Source organism: Chlamydia sp. 12-01, from assembly GCF_042234205.1.
GTDB lineage: Bacteria > Chlamydiota > Chlamydiia > Chlamydiales > Chlamydiaceae > Chlamydia.
In genome coordinates, this window is record NZ_CP114174.1 from 1,061,455 (window position 1) to 1,081,865 (window position 20,411).

Consider the following 20,411-nt stretch of genomic DNA (forward strand, 5'->3'; position numbering starts at 1 on the left):
TTTTAATTTTCTAAGTTATAGAAAGAAAAGCGTTTAGAAAGTTTTTTATTTAATGACCATAAAATAATTAATCCAGTAGACCACTGTAAAATTAAACTCGAAAGACTGTATATAGATATGGGATTCCACCAATATCCGTTCTCAGGGAAAAGCCCTTCATAAAAATACCAACAGAGTAAAACCACTCCTTCAATAGGAAGTAAATATTTTACCATAAGATCGAAAGCTTTATTGAGATGGATATCTCCTGGAACAGCATTAATAATTTTCTTTTTTAAATGTGTAAGTCCATAACTAATTGCAGCATAGATAAAAATAAGACCGTTGATAATCAATCCGATTCCCCAAACAGTATCTTGATTTGCGAATACTGCAAGACTGAGAGATGAGGGCACACCAAGAATGAAAGCTATGATTGTTGCTGAGGACTCTGCTACATGCTTTTTTATTCCAAATTCTGAAAGAGTTTGTGATAATAAAAACAGCATTGAAATCATTGATGAGAGAGCCGCCATAGCAAAGGCAAGGAAGAATATGGAGCTAAAGATAGCTGGTAAATAGGCTGATCCAGGAACTCTTGTAAACAATTCTGGAAGATAGATAAAAGCTATACCTATACTTGAAGACCCCGCGCCCTGTTGTAGCTGTGTTGTTCCTAAAACATCCAGGGAGGCACATGTCGCAAATACAATAATCCCCATAATTAGAGAAACTAGATTATTCGATATAGCTGTAAGAGCTCCATTGCTAACTACACCTGTTTTCTTTGAAGCAAACCCAGAATATACCAGAAGCAATCCCCATCCAGCTCCTGTGTCCCAAGCATTTTGTGTTAGAGCTTCTAACCATAACTTATAGCTGGAAAGTGAGGACAAATCAAAAGTAAAAAGTTGTTTGATCCCTTGCATGGCGTTAGGAAGAGTTACTGCCCTAAGGAGTAGTACTAGAGTACAAACAAAGAATGAAGGAATCAGAATTTTATTGCATTTCTCAATACCCTGTACAATACCTTTACGAATAATCATATAAGCTAAAAATAGAGATAGAAAATGGAATATTAATGGGAAAGAACTTTGATAATGAGCTTCCCATAACTGAGAAAAATTATTTCCAGCGTAAATTTTACCAGAAATTGAGTAGTAAAAATAGCTTAGACCCCATCCAACAATATTGGAATAGTAAGCTAGAATACACGTTGTTACTAGAGTAACAAAGCCTCCCAGCCATGCGTATTTTGGTCCCGTTGTTTTAATTAACGTACCTATAGGAGCTTTTTTAGTTAATTTTCCTAGAGAGAGTTCAATGATGATCAGAGGAATCGACCATATAAATAGGAATAGCAGCCAAATCAAAATAAAAGCTCCACTACCGTTTTGTGCTGCAATTCTGGGGAAACGCCAAATGTTCCCTGCACCAACGGCTATTCCCATCATAGAGAAAATAAAGCCTAGTCTTGAAGAAAAGTGGGTCTGATTTTTGCTCATTATATTTACTCTAATTCAACAAATTTATCTGAAAAATGTTTGTCTGTCATACTAACAACGCAACAATCAGACCAGACATTTAATGACGTTTCAATCATATCTAGTACAGTGTAAAAAGGTAAAATTAGGCCTAATAAATGTAGGGGAATATGCATTGAAGTAATTAAGGAGGATGCAAGGAAAAAGCATCCCATAGGCACTCCAGCATTTCCAATCGCGCATAACGTTGCAATAAATATCCAGCCAATCATGGAAAATAAAGAAAAGCTAAGACCATTAGATGTTGCCACGAAGAGCACCGTAATTAAAATAAAGGCGGCACAACCGTTCATATTGATAACAGAACATAAAGGGAAGGCCAGTCTTGATAACGAGGGTTTAATCTTGAGTTCCTCTTCAGCTAATTCCATCGTTAGAGGGAGAGTAGAGGCTGAAGATTTTGAAAAGAATGCTGTAACTAATGCTGGAGACATACTCTTGACAATTTTCAAAGGTGAAAGCTTATTTGCTTTCAAAAGCCATGGTAAAACAATAAACCCTTGGATTAAGTTGGCTCCCACTACACAGAGAAGGTATTTACTAAAGATCACCAAGTTTCCTTGGCTCTGTGTGACTTCCTTATAGAAAAGGATAGAGAACGCTAGCGTGGCTGGAGCGAGTAACTTAAGAACCCCCTTAGCAATATTTAAAAGTATAGAAAAGAATGTTGAGAATAGGGTGTGAGTGAAATTCTTTTCTTTTTCAGGAAGAAACAGAGAAGCAATTCCTAGTAAAGCAGCTAAAAAAGTAGCTGAAATAACATTATTATCTATAAATGGCTCTAGAATATTTCCAGGAATTGTATTTGACAATACCTTAAGATAACCAGTTGAACATGCTGTTGAAGATGTCTCTAGACTTCCCTCCAAAGGCATGACAGGATAGATAATAATAAATAATCCTAAACCAACTGTAGCAGCTATAATTGTAGTAAGTAGCGTGTAATACAGTATTTTTCTTCCCAAAGACAACATTATTTGAAAATTTTTAATTGATGTGATTGTTGACCCAATAGCGAAAAATACTAGAGGAAGACTTAAAAACCTTAACAGTTTTAAAAAAATTCCTGATATAATCTCTGCACTTTGAAATATTAAAGGAGAATTAAAGGAAGCTAGAACCAATCCTATTAGCATGCTTCCCAGCAATAGGAGATTATAATTCGATTTTGCGATTTTCTTTCTCATGATTGGTACTAAAAATTTTTAATAAAAGCATAATGAGAGTATAGTGGTTCGAGTATTTCTTTTCTTTGAAATTGAAATAAAATAAAACTTTTTAAAAGTGTAACATGTCTTGTTTTAATTTGCCTACAGTTAACCAAGGGTTGAGTCCTGTTAGACCCGAAAATTTTCCAGATGAAAAAGAATGGGAAAGTATATTTCAATCTAAGGTTACAAAAAATTCTCGCACTTATTTAAATCTAGAACCGTATCAAGCTAATCGTCAAATGCGTATTGCTGTAATTGCTTTATCCATTTTGATAACTTTAATTTTATTGGCCATGTTACTTGGAACTTTACAAATTCAGGCTTTTGCCATGACCTGGGTTTCGGTTGTTGTGGCTGTAGCTGTCCCAACTATTTTGCTAATGGGGGGAATGTATGTTTTACATAGAATAAGCAAAAAAGTAGATGTTCTTTCAGGATCGGTAATTAAACCTTTTGGGAATAGGATATGGGCTCCTATGCCGATATGTTACTATTTTAAGCCCAAGGCTGGGAAAAAAGAAAATGTTCAAGAGAAAGTTCAGGAGAGCCATATAGATTTATCTACTTTAGATGAGACACAATCTGGAGTAGCATTGGTATATTTCTATCCAGATGGAGTAGATTATCGAATTCCTACTTTTGTTTTCCCTTTGATAGCGGCTCCTTTTCTTGTTCTTATTAAGATGATCTATAATTTGATTAGATTTATCGTGATTCCTTTTTATGTACTTTTACAAATGGCTATTCAGTACTTTTCTAAAAAGGACATCCCCGTCGAAGATCGTTTTATTCTTAAAGATATTGTTAGAGAAATGGCTCGATCTCTGGTTAATTTACTTAGAGCTCCTTTCTATGGCACAGCTTCGATGATGACCGTGTTTTATGGATTATTGAACCCTTTAGGTGGACGTGTTGCTTATGCTTGCGTAGAAAGAGATTGGAATGATGATGTTATTCGTTCACGTGGATTGTGGCTGCTAGCTCCTCAATATAATTTTAAATTTGAAGGAGGAGGTACACGACAGGGATTAGGACAATTTAGTCACTATTTAATTGGGTGTTTTCAACCTATTAGTATGTTCTTATTTAGAAATGGCCACATTGTTTCAGGTAGTCATACCTCTGCTCAATATTATCCTAAATTGAATCTACCTGTTTATCCCGGAATTGCTGTGGTTACTGCTCCAGATTTGGAAGGTAGTGAGAGTAGTAATAAGGAAGAACACAATATCTGAATAGTTGATTAAGCCAGTTTTCTTTTGGATTTCTCATGTAAAATATTTTTGATGAAAAACTTAAATGAGCTAAACTGGTCTCAGAGTTTTTCTGTTAGACACTTTTATATTTAGTATCTAAGTATATTAGTTTCGAAAACTTCAGCTTTTTGTCTCAGAAAATCTTCAACAATAGTATATTATTTGAAGTTGTATCCTGTGTTAAGGGTATAAACTCAATCTTTTAGAGTATCCTCTGGATTATATGAGGAAAAGAATATGACAGTAAAGCAGTCACAAGATGGGATCATCCTTACCTTTCATTTCTTCTAAAAATTTCTATGGAGAGTCCAAAATACCCAATGAATTTGGTTGTTCCGAGTCGTTCATAAATTTTCTTATTTCTGAGTTGATAGATCTGGAGAGAAGGTCGGAGATCGGAGAGGGTTATTTATCCTTATCCGAGAGTTTATTAATGCTTACCCGAGATCATGTTATAATCTTGAAAAAGGTAATTTTCTATGGAATGAAATATGGTATTAATAAGAAAAATTCTCAGATTTTGATTGATGCTTTAGCGTATATAGATCTCTTATTTAAGAAATTAGGAATCAGTTCTTCAGATAGACTATCTCTATGTTCTGCTAAAATATGTGCTAACTTTGAATTATTCTCTTTGACTGGAGATATTACATTTCTTGATCATGTTACTAAGAATTTTCATATAATAGAGCAATTACTCAAAATTAATCCTCATTTGGTTGATAAACTAGGTTGGGAGCATTTTCGTTTAGGCGACAAACATGAAGAAGTTTCGTATTTAGCTACAGCTTATGTCTATGAAGTTGTGGGCAAAACTTATCTAACATTATATTATAACAGCAAAGAAAGAGAAGCTCTTGTACGAAGTTTTCAGTGTTTTTCTAAAGTATTAAACCTAATTCCGAATCGAGCAAGTGCTCATGCAGATTATGCTGAATGTTTGCAAATTTTTGGATTAGGATCTGGAAATTCCTTCTACATACAGCAGGCTATAGACCATTTGTCTAAAGCAATTTTTCTTAGTTTTAACCGTCATATTGATAACTCTGCTTATGAAAATTATCGCTATAGCTATGCTGTAGCGGCTGTAAGATTATTTGATGTTACTTATGATAAAGAGCATTTTCATCAGGCGAATAGAATATTATATCAAACTATTCAGGTATGTCCTCATATTGCTGAGTTACGAGTGTTATGGGGGGAACTGTTAATCCGTTCAGGTTGGCTTAATAGTAATATGAAACACATAGAAATGGGTTTAGATAAATTGGCTTTAGCACAAAAGAAAGGAGCCGATCCTATTATTCTCTCAGCTTTGCTAACCAATGGTATAGCGGTATTAGGACTATATTTAGATGAACCCAATTTATTCAGGGAAAGCCGCACACGAATAGTTGCTGCGATGAGAGCTTTTCCAGGAAATCTACATTTAATCCAAGCATTGGGAATAGTACAACTTTGCTCTGCTTTATATTTTAGTGACGATGCAAATTTTGCGGCCGCTGCATCATGTTTTAAGTCTTGTATTGAATGGGATTCAGAGAATATCAACAGTTGGCAAAAGTTATTTGATGTATACTTTGCCTGGGGTGTGAGAAAAAAGAGTGCGAGGTTACTTCAAAAAGCAGTTGAAGTAGTAAAGAGATTGTGCTCTCTGCGACCCGAAGTATTTCTATTTTGGAGTGATCGAGGTCTTGCCTTAAAGTGTTTGGCGGAGGTGACAACAGATCTTGCTTATAAGGAAATTTATTTAGAAGAATCTTTATTATATTACCGTAAAGCTTGGGATCTTACCCATCGAATGGAAATCTTAGAATTATGGGGGCACTCTTGCTATTTGCTAGCTGATCTTCAAGAATCTCTGGATTATTACGATGAAGCTTATACTTTGTTGTCCAGTATAGATGAGGATAAGCAATCTTTCAGAGCTAAGATTATTCTTTCTTCTACTCTTTTAGGAAAAGGGAAACTATTGCAAGATGAGGCTCTAGTCGAAGAAGCTTTGGTCATTTTAAATTCATTAATAGATGAATATCCTGACCAAGAGGATTTATTACTCCTATTAGGAGAGGCTTGGCTATTTCTATTTTGGAAACGAGGTTGTTTCGAATCTGAGGAATTAGTTAGGGTATATTTAGAACAAGCAATTGCTTTAGGGTGTAGTGAGGCTTATTATACTCTAGGGAAGTTTTATGCTGTTAAAAAAGAGATTAGTCAGGCTTGGGCTATGATAATGCGATCAGTTGATTTTGGTTTCAAAATCACGGAGTCGCTATGGCTGAATGATCCCTGTTTAGCAAATTTACGAGCAGGACACGAGTTCCATGAAGTCGTGGCTAATCAAAGAGGTAAACTATGGTGGGTGAACAAAACAGAGGCGAAGAGAAATTAGACGCGACTCTTGGTTCAGGAAACTTAATGGATTCGAAAACTAGCCATTTGGATGATGAGCTAAGTTTTAAGTTGGAGAAAGCGTTTACCTGTTTATCTACGGATATACATTCCCACGATCTTTCCAAGATTGTTAGCGAATATAATCCTATAGATTTGGCTTATGCCGTTTCTTGTCTTCCTCCAGATTCACGTGCTATTCTTTATAAAAATCTTTCGTGTATAGCATCTCGAGTCGCTTTCATTATTAATACGGATTCCGCTTCTCGATGGGCTATTTTCCGTAAATTGACGGATATAGAAGTCTGTGCACTAATTGACCAGATGCCCCCGGACGAAGCTGTATGGGTGTTAGATGATATTCCTGATCGACGTTATCGTAGAATCTTAGAATTGATAGATTCTAAGAAATCATTAAAAATTCGTGACTTACAAAAACATGGTCGCAATACTGCAGGAAGACTTATGACTAATGAGTTTTTCGCATTTTTGATGGAAACTACTGTAAAGGACGTCTCTGCGTGTATTAGAAATAATCCCGGAATAGATTTAACTCGTCTAGTTTTCGTTTTAGATTTTAAAGGAGAACTTCAAGGTGTTGTTACTGATAGGAGTTTGATAATTAATCCTCCTGAGATTTCTCTAAAACAGATCATGAATCAGGTGGAACATAAAGTTTTGCCTGATGCGACTCGAGAAGAAGTTGTCGATCTAGTAGAACGCTATAAGATAGCCGCCCTACCTGTTGTTGACGAAGAGAACTTTTTAATAGGCGCTATTACTTATGAAGATGTTGTAGAAGCTATTGAAGATATTGCTGATGAAACAATAGCTCGTATGGCGGGGACTACGGAAGATGTAGGATACCATAGTTGTCATGTTGTTCAGAGATTTCTACTTAGAGCTCCGTGGTTGCTGGTAACTCTTTGTGCGGGATTAGTTAGTGCTTCAGTGATGGCATATTTTCAGAAAATTGCCCCTTCATTATTAGCTCTAGTGATTTTCTTTATTCCTTTAATTAATGGAATGTCTGGAAATGTTGGTGTTCAGTGTAGTACGATTTTAGTCCGAAGTATGGCTACAGGGACACTTTCTTTTGGGCGTCGTAGAGAAACTATCTTCAAAGAGATGAGCATTGGTTTGTTAACAGGTGTTGCCCTGGGGATTCTTTGTGGGATTGTTGTTTACCTTATGGGATTCATAGGAATGAATCTTTTTTCTGGAGGAGGATTACAACTAGGAGTCACTGTGGCAGCTGGAGTGTTAGGAGCATCATTAACAGCTACAACGTTAGGAGTTCTTTCACCATTTTTCTTTGTAAAATTAGGAGTAGACCCTGCTTTAGCCTCAGGGCCTATAGTCACTGCACTGAATGATATTATGTCGATGGTGATATTTTTCCTAATTACAGGATTCTTGAACTTTTTCTTTTTCAGTTAATAGTACTTCTCAAATTATTATTTGATCACTTAATTTCATAAAGGTCCTTATTTCTTCGATATCTCACTTACATTCTAAAAAAGATCCTGCGGATCTACCTTTAGATACTCAAGGATATAAGCGATGTGTTTCTAGAGATGTCATTATCATGGTCATCTTTTTTTCCATTATTGTTGTCCTTGCCATGGTAGGTGCAGTACTTGTTGGATCTAATGTTCTCACATCTTTGATGGCATTGTTGTGCTTTTCTGGCATTACTACATCAGTGTGTTTGATAGGTCTAGTTCTGATTTTCATTTTAAATGCGGAGAAGAGGATTTTCCCAAAAATTATTCTTCCTGATGAGATGGAGTTTTCTAAAGATGAAGAAGCTTTTTTACAAACATTGCTAAACCTATCGATTCCCAAACAAATTGAAGAAACGGACCTTACAATATTGTCTGAGGATATTCCTGAACATGTATTTATTAGTGGAACATTTTATCGTGAGAATCCTGAGTACAGGAATAATATTCCTATACGAGTAGAAAATCTAAGAACTTCTTTGATGAATTTCGCTAATACCTTTACCAAAGCTGTTGTGCATTGTGGTAAGGAATCAGGAAACTTAATTCAAGGTATTGTGAAAGAAATAAAAGATCTATTTATTCCTTCATTACGTTCTAAAGAGAAAGAGACATCGATTTGTTATTGTTTGCAAACTTGGAGTGAACTGTTAATGCGGCACTCTTTTGTAGACTTTATCGTTCTTGTTCTTGAAAAACCCGATATTAGTCATTTCTTACTTGGGAATTTTATAGAGATTGCTGAATCTTGGCGTATCAAACATGGAGATCCTTCCTATATTTGTAGGGCCTTACAGTCGTTCAATCTCTGGCTTTACGGTTTGTATGTAGGTGAGCCGTGCATAGATATTTTAGAATCTTATAACTCTGACCTTCTTACTGAAGATGTTCGATCTTATTTAGAAAGTGGGAATTTTGTTCAGCTGATTTTCTCGAGAGCAGAACCTGATTTACGTGATAAATTTGCTGAGTTTTTAGAAGGACCTATTCATGCTTTAGCTGCTAAAGCGTGTCATACGATTCGTCGTGGCATGAACTCTGATGGGTATATACAAAATGATCCTTCGTTGCGTGCTGTCATAGATAACCTGAACTTAAGAATGACTTTTTGCTTGAATTTACCTTCATGTTCTTCTTGGAAATTTAGATTTGCTTTAGCAAGAAATATAAATGGAATTTTTCAATTAAATGAGTTCATAAAGAATAATTATTATGGTTTAGTAGCCAACCCTTTTTTACTTATAGAACTTCTCCATAGCCATTCTAAATACCAAAGTTTTATCCAGGGGTTACTCACAAAAGCAATGCCTATAGATCATTGGAAATCGTTATTCAAGCCGATGATTGTGGGCTTATTTAGTGCGGGGATAGCCAATAGACAAGAATTAGAGGTAATGGCAAATCATCTAGGAGTAAATATAGAAGATTTAACCGGTGTAATTTCTTCAAGCCGTTTCTTAGAAGTTTTATTTCCTAACTTATTCGAACAATAGTTATCTAAATCCGCTTTTTTTCTTGCTAAGTGCTTTCTTTTTCAAAAGAGAGGGAGGATTTTGTATGATTAGAAATACGGAAAAGCAGCCCTTAAAGAGTTTTTAAGGAACTGCTTTCATGGTTCTATTAGACTTATTTGATTAATTTCTTATGAGCATAGTAAATACCAAAAGGTATCATACAGTTGATTGAAAAGGCTAATAATAAAAAGGCTGAATAACCTATTTTACCAGCTCCAGATAATTGTGTGACCTCTTGTGGAGGTAAAAAACTAATCCACAAAGCAAATAAACAAGAAAGTATGCCTAAGAATGAAAGTAGACAGATACCGAAAAATTTCCCAGGAACTGAATACAAACGTTGCGCTTTTGGTTCTTTAATACGAAGAACTGGACCTGAGATAAATAGGCAAATATACATAGCTAAATACATTTGTATACTTAATGCACTAAGAATCCAATATGCTAAGTCTGCTGAATCTAAACACAAGAATATCAAAGTAAACATGGTAACTACAATTGCTTGAAATAGCATAAGGTTTGTAGGAACGTTCCTTGAGTTTACTTTTTTAAACATTCTAGGAAGACAGTCATTTTGTGTAGAGACGAATAACCCTTTCGTGCCTGCAAACATCCATGCATTAAGTTCTCCTAAAGACCCCGCAATTGTCATTACAACTACGATGCTAGTCATCCAAGAAAGATTATACTTATCAAAGAATAGAGAAAACGCTTTAACAAGTCCTGAAACTAAGCTGATTTCTTCTTTAGGAATAACGATAGCTATGGAAAGTGATCCTAGAACCAAGATAGCTAGCGTAGCAATTGCTCCAATGAATACCGCTCTAGGGTAATTCTTTCTAGGATTTACCATATCTGAGGCTAAGTTAGCATTAGCTTCTAATCCACAAAGAGCTAAAAGCATGCCTGCAAGTAATACAAAGGATGACATACCATTAATTTCAGGAAGTAAATCACCCCAAGAAAGAGAAATAGCTATGGGATTCCCAGAGACAATCCAGAAAATAGCCAAAGTAACTAAGATTGCTCCCGGAATTAAGGTTCCTATGATAACACAGATCGAACTAAAAAGAGCCGATGTACTAATTCCAAAGAAATTAAAAAAGGTCAGTCCCCAAAATCCAGCAAGGATAACTGTTGCTAAATAGACTTTATTGTGGGCCAGATCCGGATTAATTTTATATACTAGTGTGCTTGCAATGAATGCCAGCATCGCTGGATACCAGGTCATATTATGGAACCATTGCATCCATATAGAGAAGAATCCCCACCATTTACCCAAGGCGTCACGAGTCCAGATATAGATTCCTTGAGGTTTAAAAGATGCTAGTTCGGCTGAAATAAGCGCGTAGGGGATCATAAAACAGCCCACGGCAAGAGCATAGAAGAAAAGCGTTGATAAGCCATGTTTTGCTGTTAGGGGCAAGTTCCTTAAACTAATCACTACTGCTAGAGATAACATTCCAACAGTAAACGTGCCCAGGGGTTTTGAGGGTTTTGAATGGGTATGCATAAGAGCCTTCTTTAGATTACGCTATTGTAATACTCGGGTCTAAGTAAATATCTTGAATCAAATTTAATAATTGTACGCCTTCAGTAAGAGGTCTTTGAAAAGCTTTTCTTCCCAAAATCAGCCCCATACCTCCAGCTCTTTTGTTAATCACAGCAGTTTTCACAGCCTCTGCAAAATCATCTTTTCCCGAAGGACCTCCGGAATTAATAAGACCTACCTTACCACAGTAGCTATTCAGCACCTGATAACGACAGAGGTCAATTGGATGATCTGAAGAGAGTTCAGAATATACTCTATCATCTGTTTTACTAAATTTGATAGCTTTAAAACCACCTTGGCATGTGGGCAGTTTCTGTTTCACGATATCAGCACCTAAAGTTGCTCCTAAATGATCTGCCTGACCAGTTAGATCTGCGGCGGTATGATAATCTAGACCATTAATAACGAAATTAGGATTTCGTAAATAACACCACAATACTGTAGCTAATCCCAATTCCCTAGCTCTCGCAAAAGCTCGAGAAACTGCAACAATTTCTTCAGAAGATGTCTCAGAACCAAAATAAATTGTTGCTCCTACAGCAACAGCACCCATGTTATAGGCACTCTCTACTTGGCTAAAGAAAATCTGATGATACGTTGTTGGATAAGATAAAAGCTCATTATGATTAAGCTTCAACATAAAGGGGATTTTATGAGCATATTTTCTAGAAAGTAAGCTCAAAGCTCCATAAGAAGAAGCGACAGCAGAACAACCGCCTTCAATCGCTAGACGAATGATATTCTCTGGATCAAAGTATATAGGATTTGGAGCGAAGGAAGCACCAGCTGTATGTTCCACGCCTTGATCTACTGGAAGAATAGAAAGGTACCCTGTATTTGCTAATCTCCCATGAGAAAACATGGACTGCAAAGATCTTAATACAAGATTACTTCTATCAGAATGAGAAAATACTTTGTCAATAAAATCGGGGGAAGGAAGGGTGAGAGTTTCTTTGAGGATATGTCTGCATTCGTATTTCAACAAATTTTCCGCATCATTGCCTAACAAATCATATATCTTCGACATACAGTTCAGACTCCTTAAGTGGTAACAATGGTCAGTTTGGGGTTAATCAGTAGGATTTGTCAAGAATCTTTATAAAAGTAACGATTGAAAAAAGAAAAAACTATACTTTTTTAAATCTTTAAACATTTAAAATAGAATAGCACTTCGTTTGTTTTAGAGTGAAAATTAAATGTCACAACCCACAATTAGTCCGAATTTGTGTGCAAATAATCCTACTGATGAAACCGTTGAAGTAGGTTTTATTGTTCCAAAAGAGAAAGATACCGCGTGTAAAATAAGACAATCTCAAATTATTAGTTTAGTCTCAGCCTTAGTTGCAGCCGCCTTATTACTCACTATCCTTATTCTTCAAATAATTCCGGGAGTCCCCCTTGCTTTCAGCATAATATTGGGATTAGCTCTCTCTGTATCAGCAGTAGTATCTTTGGTATCTTTTGCTATTTATTTTCTTAAAATTAGGAAAGTAGTTTTCGAACTTGCCGAAGCTTCCACAGAACTAAGAGATGTATTTGCTAACTTCTCTTTAGATTTGGTACGAAGTATAGAGCCACAAAGAATTACACGACCTCCAAAATACGGATTACGAACTCGACCTAAAGTTCCTGGAGTGGTCTCTACTCAGATATCCTCACCAACGCCTCAACAGACTCCTACTCCAACCCCTGCTCCAGTTTCCACTCCAATCTCCACAATAGTCTCGATTCCAGATCCAACCACTCAGCCTGTATCCCTTCCTGAAGAGAAACCAACAGAAACACCTACACAAGTTTCCGGAGAAGAACTTCAAGTTCCTCCTGAAATACTATCTCCGGTTGAAGGTGAACCATCTGTAAGCATCCCTGTTGCTGAACCGGAAGATATGAATGTAGATGATCTATTTCAAAGAAATCTATTGAAGCTAGTACATCTTTCCGAGATGGGTGGCTCACATCCTACTGTAGACAAGCATCCCGATTATAAAAAAGAGCATAGGAAAGTCGCTAAAGCATTTTCTACCTTCTGTCAGGGAATCTCAGAAATGTGGGAGAAATTAAGAAGGGGAGAAATGCCTATAAGTGCTGCGGAAATGTTAACGATGTTTACTTTACCTATTTTTGGTGCGGATAGCCACTCGGTATTACGTATTACTTGTAATGGAAAATCAGTGTTTTCAAATGAGTGTTGGGGTGCTTTCTGGTTGCATGATGCTTTAAATGAACCTAAACATTCAGAAAAACTACTCGGCATTATTAGTGTATTGAAGAAATCAAACCAATCAATAAAAGAACCTAAGAATCGACAAACTGCTTATACAGCTGCTCTAGTAAGTCTGAACGTATTACTTTCTGGATGGTGTCTATGTAACCCCAATCTCACTACGTATATCTTAGGTTCAGTACAAGCGTTACCGGTATCTAGTGAGAAAAAGACAATCATAATTGAAATGTTGAATTCCGGAAATATTCTTGGATCCTTAATATTCTTACATGGTGATACGAATCCGGCTATGCAGGATGTTATGCGCCTCTACAATTTAGATCCGGAAGGCAAAATCTTACCGGGTCCACAAGGTATTACCGACATATTATTTGAGAGTATTGATCCTTATAATGTACGTTCAATCACAGTAAAAGGGGATTTATCTAAAACAGATCAGTTGCAAGATGATGATCTTATGAAAGCATTTCAGAGAATTCTTGAGCAGTTAGGTGATAGTTTACCAACAACTGTTGCGGGGTTGGGTTATGATATAAATAAGGGAACTAATGAACGTCTAAACGAATCTTATAGCACAGCACGAAAGTTTCTAACTGATCACCCGCCCGCATCTACGTCTATGATATTCTGCTTCTTACAAGCCATTCGTGGTGCACCAAAACTACAATCTCGTGCAAAAAATTATCTACCTTATGCAGGTAAAGAAGCCATAGGAGCTCTCCTTTCGACGTTAATATTAGGGGGATATTCTCTAGGATTGTTTACCTATAAACAAATTGATGGGTTGCGACAAACCTTGGGCATCTCTGAACGTGAACTCATACGTCTCATTCAATCCAGAAAAATAGCAGGAGTAATTCTTCCTAAACTTTTGTAATGGAACTGTATTTCAGCAAATCATAAATAGGGATTTTTATAATTTAATCCCTATTCACTTTTTATATTTCAAACATTAAAATTGATAAATGCGAGTCTCGTGTTAATAGAGCTAGCAAGGTTCCGGTTAGTTTTTGGGTTTATTTTGTGTTTGAGAAAGACTCTCCTATTATTTCTGTAAAAAAATTAAATAAGGAAATAGGGAATCATCGTATTCTAAACGATATTTCTTTCTCTGTTTATCCAAGTGAAATTTTTGGAATTATTGGACACAGTGGTTCGGGAAAGAGCACATTATTACGTTGTTTAGACTTTCTTATTGCACCGACTTCAGGATCTATCTCTATTGCAGGGTTTCATAATTCCAATCCGAATAAAAAAACTTCTCGCTCAGCTTTTGCCAAGCATGTTGCCTATGTTTCTCAGAGTTGCGGATTATTCTTAGCAAAAACAGTGTTTGAAAATATTGCTTACCCCTTAAAAATTCGTTATCCAGACATGACCAAATCTTTGATTGAAGAAAAAGTGGATGACGCCTTGCATTTCTTAAATCTGTATGAAAGGAAGCACGCCTATCCCAGTAGGTTAAGCGGAGGACAGAAACAAAAGGTAGCAATTGCTATAGCTATTGTATCTGACCCTGTTGTTCTACTTTGTGATGAAATCACCTCAGCCTTAGATCCAAGATCAACAGAAGATGTTACTGATAAATTATTACAGTTAAATGAAGAACGAGGGATTACTCAAGTTTTTGTTTCTCATGAAATTGAAGTAGTTAAAAAACTTTGCTGTCAAACTCTAGTTATGCATCAGGGTAATATCGAAGAATTAGGTCCAACTGAGAAGCTTTTCTTAAATCCTCTTAGCTCGATTACCGAAGAACTCTTTCATATGAATTCGATTGCTAAAGGAATTTATGATCATGGAGAGAATGAAGAAATCTTAAGATTAGGTTTCCCAAAAGGTTTGGCAGTTCAAGGAATGATTAGCCAACTGATTCAACATGGACAGATAGCTATTAATATTCTTTCTGGAGATATTAATCTCTTTCGTAAGGTTCCTTTGGGTTTTCTTATTATCGCCCTATCTGGAGATAGAGAACAAAGAGAAAAAGCAAAGGAGTCTCTTGTAGAGAAAGGGGTTATCGTACAAAGATTCCAAAAGTCAATATAGTGAGGATGGAATATGCAAATGGATATGATCTATCTGTTAGTTAAAGAAACAGGAAGTACTCTATACATGGTCACTGCATCTTTCTTCTTTTCATCAATTTTAGGCGGTCTTTTAGGACTGGGACTTTTTGTAACAGCTCCCTATGGATTAAAACCAATAAAGAGTATCCATTCAGCGACTTCTGTTATTTTAAGTTTTCTCACAGCTATTCCTTTCGCTATTTTAATTGTTATTCTATTTCCAGTAACACGATGGATAGTAGGTACATCTTTAGGAGCAACAGCCTCTATAGTTCCTTTAACTTTGGGAGCTTTACCTCTAGTGGCTTCTTTTGTATCAGACGCATTGCGTACAGGTGCGTTAACATGTGTTGAACCATCTATCGCTTTGGGGATACCTAAAGTTAAAATAATAAAAGATATTCTTTTCCCAGAAATTTTCCCTCAGCTAATTTTCTCGTTAAAATCATTAATTGTGCATCTGATTGCCTGCTCTACTTTTGCTGGATTTGTTGGTGGTGGTGGACTGGGGCAGATTTTACTGCAATATGGCTACTATCGTTTTGATTTCTCCATAACTTTATCAGTCTTAGTTATTACTTTATTTTTTATTGAAGGTATCCGGATTTTGGGAGATACTTGGGGACGGCATATATTGCGACGTCGGGGGATTTTATGAAAAAAACAAACTTACTAGTATTATTTGCTGTTCTTGTTTCTTTAACGGGATGTAATAAGGGTTCTGAAGAGGTTTTACGCATTGCTGCAAGTCCTACACCACATGCCGAGCTTCTCTATAGTTTGCAAAAAGAAGCAAAATCTCTAGGATTGTATCTCAAAATACTTCCTATAGATGATTATCGCGTACCTAATCGTTTGCTTTTGGATAAACAAATAGAAGCTAATTACTTTCAACATGAAGACTTTCTAAAAGATGAATGTCTGCGTTATCAATGTGAAGGAAAACTTGTTGTCCTAGCTAAAGTGCACTTGGAACCCATGGGTTTATATTCTAATAAAATTCAATCTTTTGAAGAACTTAAAAGCAGAAAACAACTGCGTATAGCAGTTCCTGTAGATAGGACAAATGAACAACGTGCTCTGGATCTGTTGCGAGATTGTGGTTTAATTGCTTATAAGGAAGCTTCTCATCTAGATATCACCGCAAAAGATGTTTGTGGTTGTGGAAATAGAAAAGTTATTATTATAGAGATTGCAGCACCTTTATTAGCATCTTCATTACCCGATGTAGACGCTGCTGTTATTCCTGGAAATTTTGCTATTGCTGCAGGATTTTATCCACATAAAAATAGTCTCTGCTTAGAAGATATGCAAACATCTAAATATACTAATATTGTAGTTGTGCGCGCTGAAGATGTGGATAATCCACAAATACAAAAACTGCGTCAGTTGTTTCAGAGTGATTCTGTGAAAGACTTTTTTGATACAAAGTATAAAGAGAGCTTTTTACTTCAGTAATGAATTCATAAACTTAAAGCGGTATGAATTAATCTCTTGATTCTTCTATAAAAAATCTACATCTTTGAACAATAATTTTTCTTGAGAGATTTTTTCTTATATCCTATCCTCTCTCCTGATTATTAGTAATTTGCACAGAAACAGAGAAAAGGTGGTTTTATGTCAGGTTTTGTAAATTTAGGTCCTAAAACTCCTTTTGGTTCTCCTTTTGAAGTCTCTTTATTTCCAAGCAACTCTGGAATGAATCTCTTAGGTTCGATTCCTATAGTTGGAATATTTGTCGGTGCAAAACGAATAGCCGCAATTTCTGCATATAGCAAAAATTTCGGAGATGATACGAAGGTAGCACAAGTTATCATCGAAGACTTGGGTAATGGAATTTATGAAACGCAAAGTCTAGCCTCTTATAAACGAGGACATTATTTCAGAGGGATTTCAGAAATTTTAGGTTTGGGAATTGTCCTTACAATCCTAGAATTCATTGCAAGTATCTTTCAAACTATTATTTTAATTTTTCTTATGTTGATAGCACTTCTTACATTTGCTCTCGTCATCCCGATTACTTTTGTATGTTCAATAATTTTAGATCTATTACCTAAAAAGCAGATTATTAACAAAGATGCATTCAAAGAAATGAATGAGAGTGATTATCTAGATAAGGTGAAAGATAAGAAAGGGGATTGGTTAGGAGAACCAATCAACGTAGCTTCACTCTTTAAGAAGATCTTAAGAGAGAAAATTCTTGCCTCATAGATGTCTTATCTAATTCTTATTAAGCACGACAAGAATGAGTCATGCTGTTACTTAAAAAATGGCTAAAAAGAACTCTTAAAGCTGTATTGACTTTTTTCGTGTTGCTGGATATAAGGCATTCTTTTAATGCAACGTATGATTAGACATTTATGTTGTATTTCTTTTAGGTGTTTTATGTTTCCTTTCTTCAAAAAACGAGAGCTGCACAAAACAAAAACTTCTAAAAAAACAGCTTCTACAATAAAGCATGCAAAGCATTACTTAAATGGGTATTTGAAGAAAATAGAGCACATTGTTGCTGCTAACCCTAAAGAAGTAATAGAAGCATGGAATGAAATGTTGGGAACCAAGTATAATGGAATGTTCCAAGCTTTAGGATTTAAGGATCATATTCTATTAGTAAAGATTTACAATTCTTCTTTATATGCTTCACTAAAGCAAACGCATCAAAGTAGTTTAATCGCTCGCTTGCACCAAGTAGTTCCTCACGCTAAGATCAAGGAAATACAGTTTTTGTTAGGATAATGTATGGACGCAAAAGAAAAAAGTTACGACGCCTCAGCTATTACCGTTTTAGAAGGGCTTCAAGCCGTTCGTGAGCGTCCTGGGATGTATATTGGAGATACTGGGATTACAGGACTTCATCACTTAGTATATGAAGTTGTAGATAATAGTATCGACGAAGCTATGGCGGGTTATTGTTCCGAAGTCCATGTAAGGATTTTAGAAGATGGTGGTATCACTATATCCGACAATGGTCGAGGTATTCCAATACAGATTCATGAAAAAGAATCCAAAAAACAAGGTAGAGATGTTTCTGCTTTAGAAGTTGTTCTCACAGTGCTTCACGCTGGAGGAAAATTTGATAAAGATAGCTATAAGGTGTCAGGAGGCTTGCATGGTGTTGGCGTGTCTTGCGTTAACGCTTTGGCTGAAAAACTCATAGCAACGGTTTATAAAGATAAGCAAGCTTATCAAATGGAATTCTCCAGAGGAATTCCTGTAACAACTTTACAGTCTTTAGGTGCTACAGATAAACAGGGAACAGAAATTACTTTTTATCCTGATAGTAAAATCTTTTCCTCTTGTATTTTCGATCGCTCTATTCTTATTAAAAGACTAAGAGAACTTGCGTTCTTAAACCGAGGTGTGACGATCATTTTCGAAGATGATCGTGATGTCAGTTTTGATAAGATTGTCTTTTTTTATGAAGGAGGAATTCAATCCTTTGTTAGTTATTTAAACCAAAATAAGGAAAGTCTTTTTCCAGAACCTATTTATATTTCAGGAATCCGAGCAGGAGATGATGGAGATATTGAATTCGAAGCAGCTCTTCAATGGAATTCTGGATACTCTGAATTAATTTATTCTTATGCAAATAACATCCCTACTCGTCAGGGAGGAACACACCTTACGGGATTCTCTACTGCATTAACTCGTGTACTTAATGCCTATATTAAAGCTCACAATCTAGCTAAAAATGATAAGCTATCCTTAACAGGAGAAGATATTCGCGAAGGACTTACTGCCGTAGTTTCTGTTAAAGTTCCCAATCCTCAGTTTGAAGGTCAGACTAAGCAGAAGTTAGGAAATAGTGATGTAGGATCTGTATCGCAACAGATCACAGGAGAAACACTAACGACATTCTTTGATGAAAACCCTCAGATCGCAAAGATGATCGTTGAGAAGGTTTTTATTGCGGCTCAAGCGAGAGAAGCTGCTAAGAAAGCTCGAGAATTAACACTAAGGAAAAGTGCCTTAGATAGTGCACGACTTCCAGGAAAACTTATCGATTGTTTAGAAAAGGACCCTGAAAAATGTGAGATGTACATTGTGGAAGGAGACTCCGCTGGAGGCTCAGCTAAGCAAGGTAGGGATCGTCGTTTCCAAGCTATTCTTCCTATCCGAGGTAAGATCTTAAACGTAGAAAAAGCTCGTTTACAAAAGATATTCCAAAATCAAGAGATTGGAACAATCATTGCAGCTTTAGGCTGTGGTATTGGGTCAGATAATTTTAACTTAAGTAAGTTGCGTTATCGACGTATAATTATCATGACAGATGCTGATGTTGACGGCTCTCATATTCGTACACTACTATTAACATTCTTCTATCGTCATATGACCGCATTGATTGAAAATGAATGCGTATATATAGCTCAGCCTCCTTTATATAAAGTGAGCAAGAAAAAAGATTTCCGCTACATCCTTTCCGAAAAAGAAATGGATGATTACCTCTTAACGTTGGGAGTAGGGGATAGTAAACTTGTTTTCAAGAACGGAAATCGTGAGATAAGCGGAGAAGCTCTAGATAACTTTGTGAAGCTTATTTTAAACGTAGAGAACTTCATAGTTGCTTTAGAGAAGAAAGCTGTACCTTTCTCTGAATTTTTAGAAATGCGAAAGGAAACTTCAGGATATCCTCTATATTACTGCCCTCCAAAGAGTGGAAAGCAAGGAGGACGTTATTTCCATTCTACAGAAGAGAAAGATCAAGAGATCCTAATATCTGAAGACTCTGATTCTATTAAGGTTATTGAATTATATAAAACAGCTGTTTTTGCAGAAATTCAAGAAGAACTCCACGATTATGGTTTGGATATTCGTCACTATCTTATTCCGAAAGATTCTGAGATGGTGATTATAAATGAAGATTCGAAAATGCTTCCATACACTTGCTACACGTTGAAAGAAGTCATCGATCATCTTAAAACCCTCGGAAGAAAGGGAATAGAAATCCAACGTTATAAAGGTCTTGGAGAGATGAATGCAGATCAGCTTTGGGATACGACTATGAATCCTGAACAAAGAACTTTAGTACGCGTATCATTGAAAGACGCTGTAGAGGCAGATCATATCTTCACTATGCTTATGGGAGAAGAAGTTCCTCCGAGGAGAGAATTTATCGAAAATCACGCTCTATCAGTTAAGATGAACAATTTAGATATTTAGGAGACG

At 36.1% G+C, this 20,411-nt stretch carries 15 protein-coding genes; 11 read left to right on the forward strand and 4 right to left on the reverse strand.

The features are described from left to right. Positions 1-2: 2 nt before the first annotated feature. Together O1W69_RS04630 and O1W69_RS04635 are read right to left on the reverse strand one after the other, a co-directional pair. Positions 3-1,484, reverse strand: a complete 1,482-nt coding sequence (locus O1W69_RS04630; protein ID WP_375793391.1) for a sodium-dependent transporter — start codon at positions 1,482-1,484, stop codon at positions 3-5. A gap of 5 nt (positions 1,485-1,489) precedes the next feature. Then, a complete protein-coding gene (locus O1W69_RS04635; RefSeq protein WP_375793392.1) occupies positions 1,490-2,710 on the reverse strand; it encodes a dicarboxylate/amino acid:cation symporter in 1,221 nt (406 codons plus the stop codon). Positions 2,711-2,814: 104 nt separating this feature from the next. Between O1W69_RS04635 and O1W69_RS04640 the strand changes: the two genes are divergently transcribed. From O1W69_RS04640 to O1W69_RS04655, 4 genes are all read left to right on the forward strand, one after another. After that, positions 2,815-3,969 (forward strand): hypothetical protein, encoded by a 1,155-nt coding sequence (locus O1W69_RS04640; RefSeq protein WP_375793393.1) that lies wholly within the window; start codon positions 2,815-2,817, stop codon positions 3,967-3,969. Between the two features lie 280 nt (positions 3,970-4,249). Next, a complete protein-coding gene (locus O1W69_RS04645; protein WP_375793394.1) occupies positions 4,250-6,382 on the forward strand; it encodes a hypothetical protein in 2,133 nt (710 codons plus the stop codon). A gap of 26 nt (positions 6,383-6,408) precedes the next feature. Next, a complete protein-coding gene (gene mgtE / locus O1W69_RS04650) occupies positions 6,409-7,821 on the forward strand; it encodes a magnesium transporter (RefSeq protein WP_117274764.1) in 1,413 nt (470 codons plus the stop codon). 148 nt (positions 7,822-7,969) lie between these two features. After that, entirely contained in the window at positions 7,970-9,379 is a 1,410-nt protein-coding gene (locus O1W69_RS04655) for a CT214 family putative inclusion membrane protein (protein ID WP_375793395.1), read from the forward strand. A gap of 133 nt (positions 9,380-9,512) precedes the next feature. Here the strand turns inward: O1W69_RS04655 and O1W69_RS04660 are convergent, their stop codons facing one another. Further along, entirely contained in the window at positions 9,513-10,913 is a 1,401-nt protein-coding gene (locus O1W69_RS04660) for an amino acid permease (protein WP_375793396.1), read from the reverse strand. Positions 10,914-10,929: 16 nt separating this feature from the next. Continuing rightward, entirely contained in the window at positions 10,930-11,979 is a 1,050-nt protein-coding gene (locus O1W69_RS04665; RefSeq protein WP_375793397.1) for a class I fructose-bisphosphate aldolase, read from the reverse strand. A 169-nt stretch (positions 11,980-12,148) separates the two neighbouring features. On the opposite strand from O1W69_RS04665, the gene O1W69_RS04670 reads away from it, so the two are divergent. The 7 genes from O1W69_RS04670 (at position 12,149) to gyrB (ending at position 20,405) form a co-directional block, all read left to right on the forward strand. Next, positions 12,149-14,053, forward strand: coding sequence for a CT214 family putative inclusion membrane protein (locus O1W69_RS04670; protein WP_375793398.1), 1,905 nt, complete (start codon positions 12,149-12,151; stop codon positions 14,051-14,053). A 146-nt stretch (positions 14,054-14,199) separates the two neighbouring features. Next, complete coding sequence (locus tag O1W69_RS04675; RefSeq protein WP_375793399.1) at positions 14,200-15,225, forward strand: methionine ABC transporter ATP-binding protein; 1,026 nt, start codon at positions 14,200-14,202, stop codon at positions 15,223-15,225. A gap of 12 nt (positions 15,226-15,237) precedes the next feature. Further along, positions 15,238-15,903: an ABC transporter permease subunit gene (locus tag O1W69_RS04680; RefSeq protein ID WP_375793400.1), complete on the forward strand. Its 666-nt coding sequence runs from the start codon at positions 15,238-15,240 to the stop codon at positions 15,901-15,903. Beyond that, positions 15,900-16,703 carry a MetQ/NlpA family ABC transporter substrate-binding protein gene (locus O1W69_RS04685; protein WP_375793401.1) on the forward strand — a complete coding sequence of 268 codons (804 nt, stop codon included), beginning with the start codon at positions 15,900-15,902 and terminating at the stop codon, positions 16,701-16,703. Before O1W69_RS04680 ends, O1W69_RS04685 begins: the two co-directional genes overlap by 4 nt. Before the next feature lie 159 nt (positions 16,704-16,862). Then, positions 16,863-17,456, forward strand: a complete 594-nt coding sequence (locus O1W69_RS04690; protein WP_375793402.1) for a hypothetical protein — start codon at positions 16,863-16,865, stop codon at positions 17,454-17,456. A 174-nt stretch (positions 17,457-17,630) separates the two neighbouring features. Beyond that, the gene (locus tag O1W69_RS04695) at positions 17,631-17,981 is read left to right on the forward strand and encodes a DciA family protein (RefSeq protein WP_375793403.1); all 351 of its coding nucleotides are present in this window, start codon (positions 17,631-17,633) and stop codon (positions 17,979-17,981) included. Between the two features lie 3 nt (positions 17,982-17,984). Beyond that, positions 17,985-20,405, forward strand: a complete 2,421-nt coding sequence (gene gyrB / locus O1W69_RS04700; RefSeq protein WP_375793404.1) for a DNA topoisomerase (ATP-hydrolyzing) subunit B — start codon at positions 17,985-17,987, stop codon at positions 20,403-20,405. The last annotated feature ends 6 nt before the right edge of the window (positions 20,406-20,411 follow it).